Source organism: Burkholderia sp. IMCC1007, from assembly GCF_027257875.1.
Taxonomy (GTDB): domain Bacteria; phylum Pseudomonadota; class Gammaproteobacteria; order Burkholderiales; family Burkholderiaceae; genus Burkholderia.
The window spans coordinates 1-15,499 of the sequence record NZ_JAPVQY010000039.1 but is presented as its reverse complement, the minus strand read 5'-3'; the positions used below and the strand labels follow the sequence as shown (position 1 = coordinate 15,499).

16 protein-coding genes and 3 pseudogenes are annotated in these 15,499 nt (G+C 66.5%); 8 read left to right on the top strand and 11 right to left on the bottom strand.

The window, feature by feature from the left end; all coding sequences use genetic code 11:
- Positions 1-22: 22 nt before the first annotated feature.
- Complete coding sequence (locus O1Q03_RS27195) at positions 23-958, bottom strand: LysR family transcriptional regulator (RefSeq protein WP_269507131.1); 936 nt, start codon at positions 956-958, stop codon at positions 23-25.
- Between the two features lie 195 nt (positions 959-1,153).
- On the opposite strand from O1Q03_RS27195, the gene O1Q03_RS27190 reads away from it, so the two are divergent.
- Entirely contained in the window at positions 1,154-2,692 is a 1,539-nt protein-coding gene (locus O1Q03_RS27190) for an MFS transporter (protein WP_269507130.1), read from the top strand.
- A 20-nt stretch (positions 2,693-2,712) separates the two neighbouring features.
- Here the strand turns inward: O1Q03_RS27190 and O1Q03_RS27185 are convergent, their stop codons facing one another.
- From O1Q03_RS27185 to O1Q03_RS27165, 5 genes and pseudogenes are all read right to left on the bottom strand, one after another.
- Complete coding sequence (locus tag O1Q03_RS27185) at positions 2,713-2,898, bottom strand: hypothetical protein (RefSeq protein WP_269507129.1); 186 nt, start codon at positions 2,896-2,898, stop codon at positions 2,713-2,715.
- Positions 2,882-3,481: pseudogene (locus tag O1Q03_RS27180) on the bottom strand (type VI immunity family protein); the annotation flags it as partial. The gene O1Q03_RS27185 and the pseudogene O1Q03_RS27180, both read right to left, overlap by 17 nt.
- Before the next feature lie 508 nt (positions 3,482-3,989).
- Positions 3,990-4,571 (bottom strand): HD domain-containing protein, encoded by a 582-nt coding sequence (locus tag O1Q03_RS27175; RefSeq protein ID WP_269507127.1) that lies wholly within the window; start codon positions 4,569-4,571, stop codon positions 3,990-3,992.
- 123 nt (positions 4,572-4,694) lie between these two features.
- On the bottom strand, positions 4,695-5,252 hold the full coding sequence (locus O1Q03_RS27170) for a helix-turn-helix domain-containing protein (RefSeq protein WP_269507126.1): 558 nt from the start codon (positions 5,250-5,252) through the stop codon (positions 4,695-4,697).
- 66 nt (positions 5,253-5,318) lie between these two features.
- Positions 5,319-5,966 carry a hypothetical protein gene (locus tag O1Q03_RS27165; protein ID WP_269507125.1) on the bottom strand — a complete coding sequence of 216 codons (648 nt, stop codon included), beginning with the start codon at positions 5,964-5,966 and terminating at the stop codon, positions 5,319-5,321.
- Positions 5,967-6,330: 364 nt separating this feature from the next.
- On the opposite strand from O1Q03_RS27165, the gene O1Q03_RS27160 reads away from it, so the two are divergent.
- The 3 genes and pseudogenes from O1Q03_RS27160 to O1Q03_RS27150 form a co-directional block, all read left to right on the top strand.
- On the top strand, positions 6,331-7,734 hold the full coding sequence (locus tag O1Q03_RS27160; protein ID WP_269507124.1) for an HdeD family acid-resistance protein: 1,404 nt from the start codon (positions 6,331-6,333) through the stop codon (positions 7,732-7,734).
- Between the two features lie 4 nt (positions 7,735-7,738).
- Positions 7,739-7,894, top strand: a complete 156-nt coding sequence (locus O1Q03_RS27155; RefSeq protein WP_269507123.1) for a hypothetical protein — start codon at positions 7,739-7,741, stop codon at positions 7,892-7,894.
- 3 nt (positions 7,895-7,897) lie between these two features.
- Positions 7,898-8,014: pseudogene (locus O1Q03_RS27150) on the top strand (ribonuclease T2); the annotation flags it as partial.
- 40 nt (positions 8,015-8,054) lie between these two features.
- Here the strand turns inward: O1Q03_RS27150 and O1Q03_RS27145 are convergent.
- Both O1Q03_RS27145 and O1Q03_RS27140 read right to left on the bottom strand, forming a co-directional pair.
- Positions 8,055-8,690, bottom strand: coding sequence for an isochorismatase family cysteine hydrolase (locus O1Q03_RS27145; RefSeq protein ID WP_269507122.1), 636 nt, complete (start codon positions 8,688-8,690; stop codon positions 8,055-8,057).
- A 129-nt stretch (positions 8,691-8,819) separates the two neighbouring features.
- A complete protein-coding gene (locus O1Q03_RS27140) occupies positions 8,820-9,185 on the bottom strand; it encodes a nuclear transport factor 2 family protein (RefSeq protein ID WP_269507121.1) in 366 nt (121 codons plus the stop codon).
- Between the two features lie 103 nt (positions 9,186-9,288).
- Here O1Q03_RS27140 and O1Q03_RS27135 point away from each other — a divergent pair.
- Positions 9,289-9,627: pseudogene (locus tag O1Q03_RS27135) on the top strand (PhzF family phenazine biosynthesis protein); the annotation flags it as partial.
- Between the two features lie 53 nt (positions 9,628-9,680).
- On the top strand, positions 9,681-9,929 hold the full coding sequence (locus O1Q03_RS27130) for a PhzF family phenazine biosynthesis protein (protein WP_269507120.1): 249 nt from the start codon (positions 9,681-9,683) through the stop codon (positions 9,927-9,929).
- Between the two features lie 180 nt (positions 9,930-10,109).
- Here the strand turns inward: O1Q03_RS27130 and O1Q03_RS27125 are convergent, their stop codons facing one another.
- Together O1Q03_RS27125 and O1Q03_RS27120 are read right to left on the bottom strand one after the other, a co-directional pair.
- The gene (locus tag O1Q03_RS27125) at positions 10,110-11,024 is read right to left on the bottom strand and encodes a glutaminase (RefSeq protein ID WP_269507119.1); all 915 of its coding nucleotides are present in this window, start codon (positions 11,022-11,024) and stop codon (positions 10,110-10,112) included.
- A gap of 105 nt (positions 11,025-11,129) precedes the next feature.
- Entirely contained in the window at positions 11,130-11,258 is a 129-nt protein-coding gene (locus O1Q03_RS27120) for a hypothetical protein (RefSeq protein WP_269507118.1), read from the bottom strand.
- Here O1Q03_RS27120 and O1Q03_RS27115 point away from each other — a divergent pair.
- Entirely contained in the window at positions 11,257-11,967 is a 711-nt protein-coding gene (locus O1Q03_RS27115) for a response regulator (protein ID WP_269507117.1), read from the top strand. The genes O1Q03_RS27120 and O1Q03_RS27115 overlap by 2 nt on opposite strands.
- Positions 11,968-12,035: 68 nt before the next feature.
- Entirely contained in the window at positions 12,036-13,166 is a 1,131-nt protein-coding gene (locus O1Q03_RS27110) for an ATP-binding protein (protein ID WP_269507116.1), read from the top strand.
- 46 nt (positions 13,167-13,212) lie between these two features.
- Here the strand turns inward: O1Q03_RS27110 and O1Q03_RS27105 are convergent.
- On the bottom strand, positions 13,213-15,499 hold a 2,287-nt coding region (locus tag O1Q03_RS27105), incomplete at its 5' end, for a patatin-like phospholipase family protein (RefSeq protein WP_269507115.1).

Below are 15,499 nucleotides of genomic sequence, written 5' to 3'. Positions count from 1 at the left end.
GCGCCCGTGCGGCGCGTCGGCTTCAACCGGCTTTCTTGATGCTTGGCGGCTCCGGGCGCTCGATCATTGGCGGCACCGCCTGCACGAGCGCGTCGATCACGCAGCGCGTCTTGCGCGGCAGATAGCGCGTTTTCGGCCAGATTGCATGAATGTCGCCTTCGCAGACGAAGCAGCGATCGAGCACGACGACCATCTCGCCGCGCTTCACGTAATGATCGAGCAGCCAGCTCGGCAGCCACGCGATCCCGAACCCCGACGCGCCGGCCGCCGCGATCGCCTGCACGTCGTCGAAACTTAGTTGATGCTGCATGTCGACGCGCAGCGTCGAGCCGTCCGGCGCGCGCAGATCCCACGGCTGCACGACGCCCGAGCGTGAATACGCGATCGTCCGGTGGTGCTTCAGATCGTCGAGCGATTGCGGGACGCCGTAGCGCGCGAGATACGATGGCGCCGCGCCGAGGCTGCCGTATTGCGTGCCGAGCCGCCGCACCGCGAGGCTCGTGCTGTCCGCGAGCGTGCCGATGCGCACCGCGAGATCGATCCCTTCCTCGACGAGATCCACGAAACGATCCGTGATCGACACGTCGATCCGCAGATGCGGATAGGTGTGTGCGAGGTCGAGCACGATCGGCGTCACGCAGTGGTGCCCGAATGCGAGCGGCACGCTCAGCCGCAGCTTGCCGCGCGCTTCGTTGCGGCCGCAATCGAGATCGGCTTCGGCCGCTTCGAGCTCCGCCAGCGCGCGCACGCAGCGGTCGTAGTAGGCCTGGCCGTCGTCGGTCAGGCTCTGGCTGCGTGTCGTGCGCTGCAGCAGCCTGGCGCCCAGCCGCTTCTCGAGCCGCGCGATCGCCTTGCCGACCGCCGAGCGCGTCATGTCGAGCCGTTCGGCGGCAAGCGCGAAGCTGCCGGATTCCACGACCTGGACGAAGGTCGTCACGCCGTCGAGTCTGTCGGTCATGGTGCTTGCGTCAATTGCGTTGATTGCGTTGATTGCATCCTGTGATTCCCCAGTTTTGAGAAATCCAAGCGTCAATGGGGAGAAGGATTCTCACTATAGTACCGATTCCCGTACCGCGTGCGTCGCCGGCCGCACGCGGCGAATCCTACTCACCTGGAGGCGCGCGGCCCGGTTTGCGGCCGTCGCGCATGACGCATGACGCTATCCGACTCCCGCAGGAATGCGGTCGCACTCGCGGCCGTTTGTCTCACGTCGCTGATGTTCGGCCTCGAGATCTCGAGCGTACCGGTGATCCTGCCGACGCTCGAACACGTGCTGCACGGCGACTTCAACGGCATGCAATGGATCATGAACGCGTACACGATCGCGTGTACGACGGTGCTGATGGCGGCCGGCACGCTCGCGGACCGGTTCGGCCGCAAGCGCGTGTACGTGATCGGCACCGTGCTGTTCGGCGCGACGTCGCTGCTGTGCGGGCTCGCGCCGAACGTGCCGGTGCTCGTTGCCGGCCGGCTGCTGCAGGGCGCGAGCGGCGGCGCGATGCTGATCTGCCAGATCGCGGTGCTGTCGCACCAGTTCCGCGAAGGGCGCGAGCGTGGCCGCGCATTCGGGATCTGGGGAATCGTGTTCGGGATCGGCCTCGGTTTCGGGCCGATCGTCGGCGGCGCGATCGTCGCGCTGGCGAGCTGGCCGTGGGTGTTCCTCGTCCATGCGCCGCTCGCGGCCGTCGCACTCGTGCTGATCGGCGGCGCGGTGCAGGAGTCGCGCGATCCGCATGCGGGCACGCTCGATGTGGCCGGCATCGTCACGCTGTCGCTCGCCGTGCTCGGGCTCGCGTTCTATATCACGCAGAGCGCGGCGTTGGGGCTCGCGAGCGCGGCCGGCCTCGGCGTGCTCGGCGCGACCGTGCTCGCGGCGGCCGGCTTCGTCGTCGCGGAGCGCGTGAGCGCGCGGCCGATGTTCGACTTCTCCGTGTTCCGGATCCGCGCGTTCACCGGCGCGATCTTCGGCTCGATGGGGATGAACTTCAGCTTCTGGCCGTTCATGATCTACCTGCCGATCTGGTTCCAGGTCGCGCTCGGCTACGACAGCGTGACGGCCGGCCTCGCGCTGCTCGCTTATACGCTGCCGACGCTCGTCGCGCCGCCGTTCGGCGAACGGCTCGCGCTGCGCTACGGGCCGGGCGTCGTGATTCCGGGCGGCTTGTTCACGATCGCGGCCGGCTTCGCGCTGATGCGCGTCGGCAGCGGCGTCGATCACGCGAGCTGGCTCACGATGCTGCCCGGATGCGTGGTTGCCGGCATCGGGCTCGGGCTCACCAACACGCCGGTCACGAACACGACGACGGGCGCGGTGCCGAGCACGCGGGCCGGGATGGCGTCCGGCATCGACATGAGCGCGCGGATGATCTCGCTTGCGCTGAACATCGCGGCGATGGGCTTCGTGCTGGTCGCGGGGATCGTCGCGAGTCTGAAGGCCGGCGTCGCGGGGGCCGTCGATGCGGCCGCGCTGCGCGCGCTTGCGCAGGAGATTGCGTCGGGGCGCACCGACGGGCTGCACGCGATCGCACCGGCGCTCGCGCAGGCCGACCCGGGCGGCACCGCGCTGCATGCGGCGCTCGTGCACGGGTTCGGCTGGGTGATGGTGTACGGCGCGGCCGGCGTCGCGTTGCTCGCGACCGCGAGTGCGGTGGCGTTCGCGCCGGCGCGGGGCGGGGCGACGGTGTGTGAGTGACGGGGAGTACCGTCGCCCAGTTAGGCTTCGAGGGTGACGACCACGATCGTACGACCGAGCGCGATCACGTCGTGCAGATGCGCGGGCCGCTCGGCCCCGTTCGGCCCGTGCGGCTCGAGGCGCGTGGCGCGTGGCGCGTGGCCGTGGAAACCGGCGCTCGGTTTCCTCCATGCGGTTGCCGTGCTCGCACTACGACTGTCCGCCATCTTTCGGACCGCGCACCCATGACCAATGCGTCTTGCCCCATTGGCTTCCCTTTACAACCGGCATTACGTCGCCCACGTCGAAATACTGCTCGCTACCGGCCTTGGCCGGCGTGCGCCAATAACCCGCTTCGGGACAGGGCTCGCCGCCAGGAACACTGCGGCGTCGCGTGCCACGCGGTTCCGGCACGATCGCGGGCGGTTCGGGAATTGGCGGCGCATCCCAGAGATCGAAGCGCGCTTGCCATGCACGCGCATTTCCGGCGTCGGCGTTGGGCAGGTCGGGTTCGTAGAGATGCAGACCGTCGGGCTTCGGGTTGCGCAACACGCGCAGCACCTTGTTGACGAACACGTAAGGCTCGGGCAAACCTTCCTCCGGGGCGCCGAGCCGCGGGAACGGGCCGGCGCGCACGAGTGTGCAGTGATTGATTCGCTCGATGAGGATGTCGTCGCGATCGAGCGCGGCACGCAGTGCGGCATCGCCGCCGAGGCGTTCGACGAACAGGTCGCCGAGCAGGGTGTACCAGTTGACGCCCTTGATGAAACCCCATCTCCCTACTGTTGCGCCGGGGTGAAGGTAATTGAACACTGCCGTGAGTCTTGTCCCCCTTGCGAAGCCATGCTTCATACCAGGCTGGCTTTGCGATGGATTCAAGCGAGCGGACGGGCGCACGCAGCGCCCGCTGGCGCTGTTTGTTGCGCAGTGGTGCCTCGCGTTCTTCCGGCGACATCGCGAGAGCACGCTCACGGCCTTTTTTCAGTTCTCCGTTACAGTCGCTAACGTCGATTACTGTCATCCGGTACTTCTACTTTGCCCCTTGGGTCGCTCGTGAAGGAAATCTTCTTGTCGTAAAAATGTTCTTTGATGAATCAATGTTTCATGTTGTGCGCAATATGGATGTCGGTGGGTATCTTAAAAAAGAGAATTGTTGCGAACTATCATTTTTGAGATTTCTTTAAACCGCGGTCGATGTAGATCTATAGGCTTATGTTCTCGAAAAGGCGGTGACGGCATCGCGCTGACCGTTCCGGTGCGGGCCCACGACTCGAAGAAGACGCGATCGTCATAAATCTTCCGCGTCATCCGCGCGAGCTTACGCGCCGTCGTTACGTGCGTCGATCCTGCGTTGGGTGTCCGCATCGACGATCGTGCGGATCGCGGCGAACAGCGGCGCGGCGTCGGTGTAGCGCCGGCCGTAGCCGAGATTGAACGCGTAGTCGAAGTCGGGCGGGTTGCTGCCCTGGTTGTGCTGCAGGATCGTCTCGAGCTTGTCGAGCGCCTTCGCGGCACGCGCTTCCCGCGACACGGCCGCCTCGTATTCGTCCCACAGCGCGACGATCTCGTCGCGCAGCGCGCGATCGAGGCCGGCCGTCAGCGTCAGCAGGTCGTCGCGTTCCTGCGTGCTCTTGTCCGGATGCGCAGCTTGCTCGATCGCAGGGATGTCGCCGTGCAGCGCTTCACCGAGGTCGTGCACGACGCACAGCTTCAGCAGTTTCAGCGTGTCGACGTTCGGCAGTGCGTCGGCGAACACGAGCGCCATCAGGCACAGCCGCCAGCTGTGTTCGGCCGTGCTTTCGGGCCGGCCCGACGACGTGTGGCCGCTGCGCAGCACGTCTTTCAGGCGTTCGGCTTCGCGCAGGAAATCGAGCCGCGCGTGGAGGGTGTCGAGGATCATGGCCGGAGGATTGCTTGAACGGAGCCGCCAAGCGTACGCCGTGCCGACGCGATCCGTCCACGCATGAAATATGCGTGCCGCGTGCCGAGTACCGCGTGCCAACCGCCCCGGCTGGCGTGTGCGTTACAGCGTCTCGACGAGCCGCGCGGCGGAACCGTCCGACAGCATCATGCGCGTCCACCGGCAGGTGCTGCCGCGGATCGGCACGACGCGCGACGCATTGGCGCCGGTCGCGAATTCGACGCTCGGCGGCCCGGCGCGATCGTGCCAGCCGAGCGGTTCGAGCGCGGCCTCCATGCGGACGATCTCCGGCGACGCATAGCGCCACAGCGACGTGCCGAGCAGCATCGGCAGCGGCTGCGAGAACTCGGCCGCGCGCGCCGGCGAGCACGCGAGCAGCCGGTGCGTGAGGTCGCACACGAGGTGCACGCGCGCCGTGCTGCCCGCGATGAGCCGCGCGAGCGCCTGGTCGCCCGCGGAATCGAGCCGCGCGGCAAGCAGCCGCTCGGCGGTCGCGCGCTCGTCGGGCGACATCTGCTGGATACCGGCTTCCCAGCGCGAGATCGTCGATTGCGCGACGCCGAACAGTTCGGCCGCATGGCTTTGCTTCACGCGGTGCAGCGTGCGCCAGCGCTTCAGCTGCGGGCCGAGCGGCGGGGTGTGAAGCGGCGACGGCGTCATGGCGATGCTCCGGCTGGCGTGCGTGGTGCGAGTGCGGGCATGGCGGGCGACCGTCGCCGGTGGCCGTTACATGATCCGCAGGCCGCCGCTCGCCTGGATTGCGACGAACGCGATCGGCACGAGCACGATGCCGCCCAGGACGAGCACGCCGTCGGCCGCGACCGTAACCGGCGTCGCGAGAATCCGCACGCCCATGCCGACGGCGGATGGCGATTCGGTGATGTACACGACGTAGCGCTGATTGAACGCCTGCGCCGTCTGGTCGTTGACCTTGCCCCTGGCGGCGAAGCCGTCGGTCGAGTAGCGCTTGCCGCTGATGTCGCCTTCAAGCACGAGACCGGCTTGCGCAGCGGTGAAGCCGTCGGCGGTCGCGGCCTGCTGGTCGTCCGCCGATGCTTCCTTCGGCAACACGATCCGGTAGTGGCCGGTCACGCTGTTGCCGCTCGCGTGAAAACCGGTGAACGCGGTGTGCAGCGCCTTCCGGTAGCCGGACGTCAGCACGGGCCGCAGTGACGCCGGCAGATCGAAAATGTAGTGGTAACCCGTGCCGAGGACGACGAGCTTCTTGCCGTCTTCGGTGATCATGAACCCGGATACCTGTTCCTGGTAGTGGGTGTCCTTGTACAGCTTCGGCGTGAAGCAGCCGGACAGCGGGAGGCAGGCCGCAGCCATGCCGGCGGCCAGCAGGCGCCGGCGCGTGATCGATGTACGCATTTCTTGTTGTCCCGTCTTTGCGGTTTGAAGCGGCTTTCGCCCTCGGAGCGGCGATTCTCGCGTATCCGGCGCGCGTTGTCGAACGGGAAATCTGCTGCGGCAGCGAACGGCGCGTGGTGCGAACCGCGAATTCGGCCGTGTGCGTGGACGATCGGGGCACGTCGGCGTTGTGTTCGGCAGCCTTTCAACCGGCTCCTCCATATCTTATTATTCGGCCAGAGCGGCGCGCGCCGGCCGCGGTCGATCATGCGACGCATGACGCCGGCGAGCATTGCCGCCTTCCGATTTCTGCGCCGTACGATGCGCGGGAGACAAGACACGGAACGCGTGACCAGCGCGTATCCCAAAAAAATGCGAGGGCGCGATGGTACGACTGGTCTTGCTGCTGCTGGGCATCGAATATCTGCGAACGCGCTGGCGCGGGCTGACCGTGCTGGGCTGGCTGTGGGTTGGCGCGGGCGTGGGCATCTTCGTCGACGCGCTCGACGGCGCGCTCCATTTTCCAATCGAGCTGTTCGCGTGGCTGTTCCTGATCGAAGGGCTCGCGACGCTCGCGGTGGCCGGCAGCGGCGTGGGCGGGCAGCGCATCCTGCGCTACGTGAAGGGGATCGTCGTCGTGGTGGCGGCCGCGCTCGTGTTCGCGGGGCAACATCACGGCCACTTCCTGCTTTCGATGATCTTCGGCACGCTGTTCCTGGTCGACGGGTTGCTGCAATGCACGTCGGCATGGATGGTGCGTTACCGGCGCTGGAACGTCGCGTTCGCATGGGGCGTCGTCGAGATCCTGCTCGCGATCTTCTTCTACCAGCCGTATCCGACTCACTATGCGGGCACCGTGCCGTATTGTCTCGGACTGCTGCTGATGTTCGGCGGGATGCACATGCTGAGCCTTGCCGCGCGCGTGCGGCGGCTCACGCGCAACCCGGCGTTCGTCACGTCGCCTGCGCCGGCGATCGTGCCCGACATCGACGCAGCACCCGACGTTCCGCGCTTCACGCAATCCGAATGGGACGGCCCGCCGGCCGATCACGAGCGTGCGCTCATCGTGCACGTGTGGACGCCGACCGGCACGTCGAAGGCCGAAGCGCAGCGCTATCCGGTGATCGACCGCTACATCGCGGCGGTGGACGTCAACGGCGTGATCTCGACCGGCCATGCGGCGCTGGAGTCGCCCGAGGGCATCTACATCAGCCTGTATCCGGCCGTCGAAATCGATCGTTCTCCCGACGAGTTCACGCGGATCCTGCGCGCGACGCGCGAAAACGACGTGCCGGGCCTGTTCCAGCCCGACTACGCGACCGAGTCGAACGCGTGGTGCCCGTCGACCGTGCGCGTGCGGATCCGCAACTACGATCCGGCGAAGCTCGACGCCTTCTGGTCGTCGTATCGGCAGACGAAGACGTACAACCTCACGCACCGGAACTGCTCGAGCTCCGTGTCGAACGCGCTCGAAGCCGCGCTCGACGGCGCGGTGTGGCGGCTCAAGGGCGCGCGGGCCGGGTGGGGCGCGTTCGTGCGGCTGCTGCTCACGCCCGAGCTGTGGGTCGCCGCGCAGATCCGCAAGCGCGCGGTGACGATGGCATGGACGCCCGGGCTCACGCTCGACTATGCGCGCGCGCTCAGCATGCTGGCCGATCCGCGGCCATTCGCGTGGTGGAAGGTCGCGCGCTCGGCCGTGACGGCGATCATGGCGTCGCGCCGTGCGTGGCGCGAGCAGGACAGTGCGGCGTTGTCGCCGGGTGAATCGGAAGCCGCGTCGATGAAATAATCACGTGGCGCCGGATGCGGCGCCACGCGTCGAGGCGTTCCTGGCCGATACGTCGACGGCGGCGCGCCACAGCGTGAGCATCGGCGTGTGGCAGATCCTCGCGCTCGAACGCGCCGAGTCGGCTGCGCACGCGTGTACGCAGCTCGGCAGCGGGGCGTGAGCGGCATGGATCGCGGTGAAGACGAACAAGACCGCGCAATTTCCGAGCGCGGCGTCGCTCATGGCCGACGCCAATACGCAGGGGACGTGCCCGACGTCGGGCGTGTATATCGCGAAGTGATGCGCGGTGCGCCGGCCGGCGCAGCGTGAGTGTGATGCGGCTACGCGAGCAGCCGCAGTGCGTCCGCGAGCGACAGCACTATCGTGCGTGTCTCGAACGCGGTGGCGAATAGATGCTCGTGCACGACCTCGTCCGGGTCGTAGCAGCAGTCCTTCACCGTATAAAGCCGGAAATCCGCATCGCTTGCGTGCGCAACCGACGACAGCACGACGCCGGTCGATGCGATCCCGACCAGGATCAGCGTGTCGATGCCCTGCGCAATGAGCCGCGGCTGCAGATCGGTGCGGTAAAACACGCTGGCGCGATGCGCGGCGATCAGCGGCTCGCCGTCGAGGCGCCCGAGTTCAGGACACGGGCCGTCGTCGACGAACAGGCCGAGCTGCTTGATCCCTTGACCGTTCTTGTTGCGCGGGCTGACTTCCGGATAGCCGGGGCTGAAGTGGAGATTCGCGAAACAGACGTGGATACCGGCGGCGCGCGCCGCGTCGCACAGCTTGCGTGTGTTGGCGAGCAGTGTGGGCGCGACTGACGGGAAGAGGCCGAGGATGTCGGTCTGGTAGTGCATCACGATCAGTGCGGTTTGGGCTGGCACGATCGGTGGAAGCGGCGCGGGTGTGCGGCCATCCGCGCCGGTGTGGTCGTTCGTTGCGAAACCTGAAGCGTGTTCCGGTTGCATGACTGATGCTCTCCCATGAGTCACTTCGGTGTTTTCAGAAAATCGACCGCTGCGGGTACGTCGTCGACCATTCGCGCGCGAGTGTGCTGGAAGGCGCTCGCCGGCAGAGTGAGTAGCGCAGCAACGCGCTCAGGAAGCGTAATTGGCGAACGCCTTCTGGACCAGGTTGTCAGGCCCAAAGAGAAATACTTCCGCAGCGAGCCGTCCATTGGCGCCTCGATAGTGAATGACGATACTGCCTGCTCCAATCAGCGTCGCTATGCTTTCGAAGCGGAGGTCGGGGACCATTTTCAGCGCCTTTTCCCAATAGGCTCTCACGCTGTCCTTGCCCTGAAGCGTTCCACTGGGCCCACCCATGATCTGTGTAATCAGCGGGGACGACATCTCGAACCCGTCGGCGTAGTGAGAGAGAATGCGATCGAGGTCGTGCGAATTCCATGCGTCGATCCATTCCTGGCTGAACGCTTGTGCGAATTCCTGCGTGATGGTTTTCATGGCTGATTTGATGGCCCCGGATAGAACGGAAAAGTGGTCGAATAGCTCGCGTCGATGTATCTTGCCGTCCATCAGGCACGAACTTCAATAGTATTACGTAGCGATGATATCTGGAGCGGGACAGGCAACGAAGGTAGATGTGCACATCGTGAATTCGCTGACGGATGGCGAGATCGGCGGTAATCCGGCTGGCGTAGTGATTGACGCGGATACGCTCGACACGGAACAAAAGCTTGAGGTCGCGCGGAAAGTGGGTTTGTCTGAAACGGCGTTCGTGTCGAAATCGAATGTCGCGACAATCAAGCTGGAATTTTTCACGCCGACTCGGCAGATAGCCCATTGCGGACATGCGACGATTGCGACCTTTTCACTTCTCCGGCAGCTCGGTCGGGTAGGTGACGGGAAAGTAACGAAGGAAACGGTCGACGGATGCAGGACTATTCTGGTTGACCGCGGATGCGTCCTGATGGAGCAGCGCTCGCCGGTTTATACATCATGTTCGCACCACGATTTGGCATTGCGGAGGAATCCGCGACTGGAACGGCCGCCGGCCCATTGGCATGCTTCATTTATGAGCGCATGGATGCCAGGGATCCCGACATGCTCATCGAGCAGGGGCGGATGATGCAACCTGCGTCTCCGAGCATCATCAAGGTGATGCTCGATATCGAGGACGCGAAGGTTGCGCGGTTGATGGCCGGCGGAAGCGCCACCATCGAGCAATGTGCCGTTGTGGAAATTTAAGCCCAATGGTCGACGCGTCTCGAACGATCGATCCGGATCGTTGTTTTTGATCGTCCGCTAACGGGAAGGCGGATCGTTTCGTCATGAGCGTTTCCGCCGATGGCCGAATTTCCCGATTGAGCGCGCCCGAGACGAATTGGCCACCGCTGCGCCAGACGACTCGCGCCCAACTCCGCCGCCTCAAAAAATCGACCGCTCCGTATAAGTCGTCAACCATTCCAGTGCCAACGTCCCCGCCAGCGAGTTCCCGTTCGCATCAAGCCCCGGCGCCCACACGCACACGGCCATTTCCCCCGGCAGCACCGCGACAATCCCGCCGCCGACGCCGCTCTTGGCAGGCAGGCCCACGCGATAAACGAAGTCGCCCGCCGCATCATAAGTGCCGCAGGTCAGCATCAGCGCCGACAGCCGCTTCGCCGAACTCGCGTCCACGATCCGCTCGCCGGTAACCGGCGCGACACCACCGTTCGCGAGAAACAGTGCGGCCTGCGCGAGCTCGACGCAGTTCATCGTGATCGCGCACTGCCGGCAGTACGCATCGACCACCGTATCGGGCGGCATCTGCATGTTGCCGAAGCTCGCCATGAAATGCGCCATCGCACGGTTGCGTTCCGCGTGCTGAAGCTCCGACAGCGCGACGCGCGAATCGTAGTCGATATCGACCGCGCCGATCAGCCGCCGCACGAACTCGACGAGCGCGGTCTCGGCTCTCACGAACCGGCGGCACAGCACGTCGGTGACCACCAGCGCGCCGGCGTTGATGAACGGGTTGCGCGGCTTGCCGCGCTCGCTTTCGAGCTGCACCAGCGAGTTGAACGCGTTGCCGGACGGCTCGCGGCCGACCCGCTCCCACAGCGCGTCGCCGAGCATCTGGAACGCGAGCGTGCACGCGAACAGCTTCGAGATGCTCTGGATCGAGAAGCGCTCGTGTGCATCGCCGACCGTGTAAACGTTTCCGTCGAGCGTCACGACGGCCATGCCGAACTTGTCGGCGGGCACTTTCGCGAGTTCGGGAATGTAGTCGGCGACGCGGCCCTGGCCGATCCAGGGGGCGAGTTCGGTGTGGATGCGTTCGAGGATCGGCTGGTAGTTCATCACGTGAGGCAGGGTGGGCGCGCGGCCCGGATTTCAGGGAGCCCGTATGGAACCGTTTCGGCGCGGATTCGTCAAGCGCGGCGGAGCACGGCAGAAATCGCGCCCTTATTTTTTCAGATCTCCGAACAGGCGAGCGGCGGGCGCAGTATCATGCGGTACGTTTCGGCCGATGGCCGGCAGCCGGCGCAGGGCGCCGCCGCCGCGGTCTCCCCGTATGATCAGATCGTTGCCCATGTCTTTTCGCATCCTGCTCGTCGAAGACGACACCCGCCTGTCCACGCTGATCGCCGGCTACCTGCGCAAGCACGACTATGAAGTCGACACTGTGCTGCATGGCGACGCCGCCGTGCCGGCGATCCTGTCCACGCGCCCGGATCTCGTCATTCTCGACGTGAACCTGCCGGGCAAGGACGGCTTCGAGATCTGCCGCGAGGCGCGCAAGCAGTACGACGGCGTGATCATCATGGTGACGGCCCGCGACGAGCCGTTCGACGAGCTGCTCGGCCTCGAATTCGGCGCGGACGACTACGTACACAAGCCGGTCGAGCCGCGCATCCTGCTCGCGCGGATCAAGGCGCAGCTGCGCCGCGCGCCGGCCCGCGCGGCGGAGGGCGCGGCGCCGCAGCCGGAGCGCTACACGTTCGGCCAGTTCTCGATCGACCGCACCGACCGCTCGGTCGTGCTGCCCGGCGGCGAATCGCCGGATCTCACGTCGGCCGAGTTCGACCTGCTGTGGGTGCTGGTCTGCCATGCGGGCGAAGTCGTCAGCCGCGACGATCTGATGCTGCAACTGCGCGGAGTCGAATTCGACGGCCTCGACCGCACGATCGACGGCCGCATCTCGAAGCTGCGCCGCAAGCTGCGCGACGATGCGAGCAACCCGCAGCGGATCAAGACGATCCGCAGCAAGGGTTACCAGTTCAGCAAGCACGCGTGGGAATGACGCCGCCCGCGTGCTGCGCCGTCAGCCGCTGCGCCCGCGTTGCCCAATAGCCCTATTCGGAAGCCGCGATGATCCGACGCACCCGTTCGCACCCCGATGCACCGCCGCTCCCGACGCTGCGCTATGTGAAATGGCGCTGGCTGCATTTCCGTCGCGCGTGGACGGACACGCGCGCCGACCGCATTCCGAGCTGGTCGCGCCTGTACGTGCGCACCTACCTGCATCTGCTGAGCCTCGTGCTGCTGACCGCGCTCGTGCCGGCGCTCGCGCTGTGCGTCGTGTTGTCGCCGGAGGTCGTATGGCATGCATTCGACGCGCTGCCGGGCGACATCTGGATCGTGCTCGCGTTCGTGTTCACCGCGCCGGCGCTGGCCGCGTATCGGTGGATGCGGCCGGTGTGGTCGGATCTCGTGATGGTGCGCGAGCGCGCGATCGACTTCACGGGCGGGCGCTTCAACACGCGCGCGCGGGAATCGCACAGCGTGATCATCGGGCCGCTCGCTCGCACGCTCAATGCACTCGCGATGCGCATGGAACGCCTGATCGCCGCGCAGCGCGATTTGACCAACGGGATTTCGCACGAGCTGCGCACGCCGCTCGCGCGCGTGCGCTTCGCACTCGAAATGCTGCGCGAGCCGGGCTCCGCGGCCGAATACCACGGTGCGCTGGAAAGCATCGCGCAGGACGTGACCGAGCTCGAAGAGCTGATCGACATGAGCCTCACGTATGCGCGTCTCGAGTACAGCTCGCTGCAGTCGAACCTCGAAATGACCGCACCCGTCGCATGGTTCGAGCACCAGGTCAACGACGCGCAACTGCTGTATCCGGAGCGCGCGATCGAGTCGCGCATCGCGCTCGAGTCCGACCTGCGCGTGAAGATGGACCGGCGGCTGATGTCGTACGCGATGCGTAACCTGCTGCGCAACGCGAGCAAGTATGCGGCGTCGCGGATCGTGGTCGGGATCTCGATCGTTCACGGCAACATCGCGATTTTCGTCGAGGACGACGGCCCCGGCGTGCCGGAGAGCGAACGCGAGCGAATCTTCGACGCATTCGTGCGCCTGGATCGCCGCACCGGCGGCTACGGGCTCGGCCTCGCGATCACGCGGCAGGTGCTTCATGCGCACAACGGCCGGATCGCGGTCGTCGATCCGGTCGAACTCTGCGGCGCGCGGTTCGAAATCAGCTGGCCGATCTAGCGATACGCCGCACGCGTGACCAGCCCGCGGCGGCATCCGCGATCGCTCAATACGTGCGGCCGAGCTGCAGGTAGATGTTGCGCCGCCCGCCCGGCGCGAGCGCGACGCCCATGTACACGGGGCCGAACGCGGTCGACAGGCTCGTGAAGAACGTATAGCTCTGCTTGAGCGTGCCGCCGCCGATCTGTTCGCCGCTCGACCACACGTTGCCGAGTTCCGCGCTGGCGCCGATCGACAGCGCCTTGACCGGCGACGCATTGAACGTCATCAGCTGGTTCATGTAGGTGACGTTGCCGTACGCGAGCGCGTTGCCGTTCAGCTGGTCGGCCGCATAGGCGGACAGATGCTGGAAGCCGCCGAGCGTGAAGTTGAACGCGTTGATCAGGTTGGTGCCGCCGATGCTCTTGCCGCCCTCGATCGTCGCGCTGATGCTGTGCGCTCCGAACTTCTGCGCGATCATCGCCTTGCCGTACAGCTCGGTGTACGGCCTGTCGTCGCCGCCGAACAGCATGGCCGACTCGCTGTTGTGCGACAGCAGCGAACGCTCGACGCGAAACTCCGTGTAATACCCGCGGCGCGGGAACATCGGATCGTCGAGCTGATCGATGACGAGCCGCGCGCGGGCGGTCAGCGCCTGCGACGTGAAGCTCGGCCACAGCAGCGTCGAGCCGCCGTCTTCGGCGCCGGCGGACGGCAGGTTGTAGTTCGGCGAGCCGTGGCCGGTCGCGTAGCCGAGGCCGATCCGGAAGTCGCCGAGCCGGGCGAGCGGCAGGCCGAAGTCGATCCCGGCGCGCGCCGTCTGCATCAGGTACTGGTTCAGTTTCACGTCGCCGCTGTCGTCGTACAGGTTCGCGTAGCGGCGCTGATATTCGGCGTACGGCGACAGGTAGTAGCCGTACGTCGACGACAACGGCTGGCGCAACTCGACGCGCGCGGACTGCAGGTCGCTGCCGATCGTCGTGTCCGCGCGGAACTCGAGGCCCGATTCGGTGAGCCACGGCCGCCGGTAGCCGACGTGCAGGCGGAAGCCGCCTTCGTCGGTCGAGCTGCTCGACATCCCGACGCCGAACAGCAGGAAATTCGGCCCCCAGTATTTCTCGCGCGCGTCGATCTCGAGCACGTTGTCGTCGCCGTGGCTCACGATCTGCTGCGTCACGCTCTCGAAATTGCCGCCGGTCGTCAGCCCGAGCAGGTCCTGGCTGACGGTCGCCGGATCATAGGTATCGCCGGGCTTCACGTGCAGCGCGTCGGCGACGACGCGCTTCGGCACGCCGCCGGCCGTCTTGATGTCGATGCGCGTGATGCGGATCGGCGGCGGCAGCGGCTGCGCATGCGCGGCCCGGTACACGGCGTACTGCTCCGGCGTGAGCGCGAGGTGCCTGAGCCGCGGCAGCGCCGCGGTCGCGGCGGCCGCGCCGGCGGCGATCGCCTGCGTCGCGTTCTGGAAATCGGTGAAGGCGAGCGGGCCGAGGTCGGGCGTGAGCAGGATGTCCTGCGCGTCGAGCTGCTTGCGCTGCGACGTCACGTTCTGGCGGATCAGGATGCCGACCATCTGCTGCATCACGTCGGCCGGCGACGCGAGCGCGTCGAGCGGGCGCAGCTGCGAGCCGATGTCGACGGCGATCACGACGTTCGCGCCCATCTGCCGCGCGGTGTCGACGGGCAGGTTGCTGACGAGGCCGCCGTCGACGAGCGCGCGCCCGTTGATCTCGGCCGGTGCGAACAGGCCGGGCATCGCCATGCTCGCGCGGATCGCGAGCGGCAGCGAGCCGCGATCCAGCACGACCATCTGGCCGGTCTGCAGATCGGTCGCAACCGCGCGGTACGGAATCGGCAACCGGTCGAACGGCTGGTTGGTCGGCACGGCGGCCGTCCAGTTCGCGAGCAGCGCCTGCAGCCGGTTGCCCTGCACGAGGCCGACCGGCGCCTTCACGCCTTTCTTGCCGAAGCCGAGCGTGAGCCCGTTGACGTACAGGCGTTGGTCCTCGCGGCTGCTTTGCGGGAGGTCCGCGCGATCGGTCACGTCGAACGCGATATCCGCGAGGTTCACTTCCGACAGCTGCTTCTGCATCTCGTCGGCGGCCATCCCGCTCGCATACAGCCCGCCGACCACGGCGCCCATGCTGGTACCCGCGATGCAGTCGATGGGAATGCGATTCTCTTCCAGCACCTTCAGCACCCCGAGGTGCGCATAGCCGCGTGCGCCGCCGCCGGACAGCACGAGGCCGACCGACGGGCGTCCGGCCGGGCCGCCGTCGGCCGTGCAGGTCGGCGCGGGCGCGACGGCGCCGGGTGCGGTGGCCGCCGCAGTGGCGGCGGTGGCGGCGCGGGTG

Excerpts from the sequence above, each read along its gene's own strand:
- O1Q03_RS27195 (WP_269507131.1), bottom strand. The coding sequence starts at position 958 with ATGACCGACAGACTCGACGGCGTGACGACCTTCGTCCAGGTCGTGGAA.
- O1Q03_RS27190 (WP_269507130.1), top strand. The coding sequence starts at position 1,154 with ATGACGCTATCCGACTCCCGCAGGAATGCGGTCGCACTCGCGGCCGTT.
- O1Q03_RS27185 (WP_269507129.1), bottom strand. The coding sequence starts at position 2,898 with ATGGCGGACAGTCGTAGTGCGAGCACGGCAACCGCATGGAGGAAACCG.
- O1Q03_RS27175 (WP_269507127.1), bottom strand. The coding sequence starts at position 4,571 with ATGATCCTCGACACCCTCCACGCGCGGCTCGATTTCCTGCGCGAAGCC.
- O1Q03_RS27170 (WP_269507126.1), bottom strand. The coding sequence starts at position 5,252 with ATGACGCCGTCGCCGCTTCACACCCCGCCGCTCGGCCCGCAGCTGAAG.
- O1Q03_RS27165 (WP_269507125.1), bottom strand. The coding sequence starts at position 5,966 with ATGCGTACATCGATCACGCGCCGGCGCCTGCTGGCCGCCGGCATGGCT.
- O1Q03_RS27160 (WP_269507124.1), top strand. The coding sequence starts at position 6,331 with ATGGTACGACTGGTCTTGCTGCTGCTGGGCATCGAATATCTGCGAACG.
- O1Q03_RS27145 (WP_269507122.1), bottom strand. The coding sequence starts at position 8,690 with ATGCAACCGGAACACGCTTCAGGTTTCGCAACGAACGACCACACCGGC.
- O1Q03_RS27140 (WP_269507121.1), bottom strand. The coding sequence starts at position 9,185 with ATGAAAACCATCACGCAGGAATTCGCACAAGCGTTCAGCCAGGAATGG.
- O1Q03_RS27130 (WP_269507120.1), top strand. The coding sequence starts at position 9,681 with ATGTTCGCACCACGATTTGGCATTGCGGAGGAATCCGCGACTGGAACG.
- O1Q03_RS27125 (WP_269507119.1), bottom strand. The coding sequence starts at position 11,024 with ATGAACTACCAGCCGATCCTCGAACGCATCCACACCGAACTCGCCCCC.
- O1Q03_RS27115 (WP_269507117.1), top strand. The coding sequence starts at position 11,257 with ATGTCTTTTCGCATCCTGCTCGTCGAAGACGACACCCGCCTGTCCACG.
- O1Q03_RS27120 (WP_269507118.1), bottom strand. The coding sequence starts at position 11,258 with ATGGGCAACGATCTGATCATACGGGGAGACCGCGGCGGCGGCGCCCTG.
- O1Q03_RS27110 (WP_269507116.1), top strand. The coding sequence starts at position 12,036 with ATGATCCGACGCACCCGTTCGCACCCCGATGCACCGCCGCTCCCGACG.